General features: G+C 72.4%; 2 protein-coding genes. One reads left to right on the top strand and one right to left on the bottom strand.

Features of this window, described 5'->3' with window-relative positions; translation table 11 throughout:
* Nucleotides 1-47: 47 nt before the first annotated feature.
* Nucleotides 48-1,481: a dihydrolipoyl dehydrogenase family protein gene (locus tag ACWGH4_RS34555; RefSeq protein ID WP_453467798.1), complete on the bottom strand. Its 1,434-nt coding sequence runs from the start codon at nucleotides 1,479-1,481 to the stop codon at nucleotides 48-50.
* A gap of 118 nt (nucleotides 1,482-1,599) precedes the next feature.
* On the opposite strand from ACWGH4_RS34555, the gene trxA reads away from it, so the two are divergent.
* A complete protein-coding gene (trxA, locus tag ACWGH4_RS34560; RefSeq protein WP_453467800.1) occupies nucleotides 1,600-1,995 on the top strand; it encodes a thioredoxin in 396 nt (131 codons plus the stop codon).
* Nucleotides 1,996-2,095 lie beyond the last annotated feature (100 nt).

The following is a 2,095-nucleotide window of genomic DNA, read 5'->3' on the forward strand; positions in this document are numbered from 1 at the left end:
GCCGCCCTGCCGGCCCCGGCACGCACTCGCGTGCTCGCGTGCCCTCCTCAGCCCGCCCGGTACGTCTCCAGCAGCCGCAGCCAGATCTCGCTGATGGTCGGGAAGGACGGAACCGCGTGCCACAGCCGGTCGATGGGCACTTCCCCGGCCACCGCGATCGTGGCCGAGTGCAGCAGTTCGCCGACGCCCGCGCCGACGAAGGTGACGCCGAGCAGGATCTCGCGGTCGAGGTCGACGACCATGCGGGCGTGTCCGCGGTAGTTCTCCGCGTACAGTCCGGCGCCCGCGACGGAGGCGAGGTCGTAGTCGACGGCGCGCACCCGGTGTCCTGCCCCTTCCGCCTCCGCGAGCGAGAGGCCCACGGCCGCTGCCTCGGGGTCGGTGAACACCACCTGCGGCACGGCCGCGTGGTCGGCCGTCGCGGAGTGGGCGCCCCAGCGGTCGGTCTCCAGCAGCGGGACCTGCTGCGCCCTGGCGGCGATGGCGGCTCCCGCGACCCGGGCCTGGTACTTGCCCTGGTGGGTCAGCAGCGCGCGGCGGTTGACGTCGCCGACCGCGTACAGCCAGTCCGTGCCCTGCACGCGGCAGCTGTCGTCGACCGTCAGCCACGAGCCCGGATCCAGTCCGACGGTCTCCAGTCCGATGTCGTCGGTGCGCGGGGCGCGGCCCGTCGCGATGAGCACCTCGTCGGCCTCGACGCGCTCGCCGTCGCCGAGGACCAGGGTGACGGGTCCGGTGCCGCCGGGCCGTTCGACAGCGGTGACGTCGGTGTCCGTCCGGATGGTGACGCCGGCCTCCCTGAGGCCTTCCGCCACGTGCTCGCCGACGAAGGGTTCCATCCGTGGCAGCAGGCCGCCGCCGCGGACGAGCATGGTCACCTGCGAGCCGAGTGCCTGCCAGGCGGTGGCCATCTCCACCCCGACCACTCCCCCGCCGACGACCGCGAGCCGGCCCGGCGCCTCACGGGCGCTGGTGGCCTCGCGGCTCGTCCACGCCTTCGCTCCGGCGAGGCCGGGGATGTCGGGCAGTACGGCGCGGCTGCCGGTGCTCACGACGACGGCGTGCCGGGCGGTCAGTGAGTAGTGCTCGCCCTCCGGCCCGTACGCCACCACCTTCCTGGGGCCGTGGAGGGCTCCTTTGCCCCGGTAGACACGGGCGCCGATGGAATCGAGCCAGGCCAGTTGCCCTTCGTCGTTCCAGTGGGCCGCCTGTTCGTCGCGTCGGGCCAGCACGGCCTTGCTGTCCAGCGGACCCTGCACGGCGGCGCTCGCGCCGGGCAGTCTGCGGGCGTCGGCCCGCGCGATCACCGGGCGCAGCAGCGCCTTGCTCGGCATGCACGCCCAGTAGGAGCAGTCACCGCCGATGAGTTCGCTCTCGACCACCGCGGTGCTCAGTCCCGCCGCTCTGGTCCGATCCGCCACGTTCTCCCCGACAGGGCCCGCGCCCAGCACTACGACGTCGTACTCCACAGCATGGGTCATAGGGCCAGTCTGATCCGGGGTGTGCGTCCTGGCCACATGGGCAGGGGCAGGAATAGCACGGCCCCGGGCACCGTTGTGCGGGGCGAGTCCCCCGGACCTCAGGAAGAGGTAGCACGTCATGAGCACCGTTGAGCTCACCAAGGAAAACTTCGATCAGGTCGTCACCGACAACGACTTTGTCCTGATCGACTTCTGGGCTTCCTGGTGTGGTCCTTGCCGCCAGTTCGCGCCGGTCTTCGAGGGCGCGTCGGAGCGTCACCCCGATCTGGTGTTCGCGAAGGTCGACACCGAGGCGCAGCAGGAGCTCGCGGCTGCCTTCGAGATCCGTTCGATCCCGACTCTGATGATCGTGCGCGAGAACGTCGCGGTCTTCGCCCAGCCCGGTGCGCTGCCCGAGTCGTCCCTCGAGGACGTCATCGGCCAGGCGCGCGCGCTGGACATGGACGCGGTCCGCAAGTCGATCGACGAGGCCGCCCAGAAGAGCACCGCCGAGGGTGGCCAGGCAAGCGCCTGACCGTTCCCGTGCACAGATCCCCGCACACGTCCGGCCGGGGTGGGGGCCCGGTTGGGGGGGCCGGCCCCCCCCCGGGGGCGGTTGGGGGCCCCCGCCCGCC

This window comes from Streptomyces sp. NPDC054847 (genome assembly GCF_053610925.1).

Coding starts and splice junctions, on each gene's coding strand:
- ACWGH4_RS34555 (WP_453467798.1), bottom strand. CDS start 1,481: ATGACCCATGCTGTGGAGTACGACGTCGTAGTGCTGGGCGCGGGCCCT.
- trxA (WP_453467800.1), top strand. CDS start 1,600: ATGAGCACCGTTGAGCTCACCAAGGAAAACTTCGATCAGGTCGTCACC.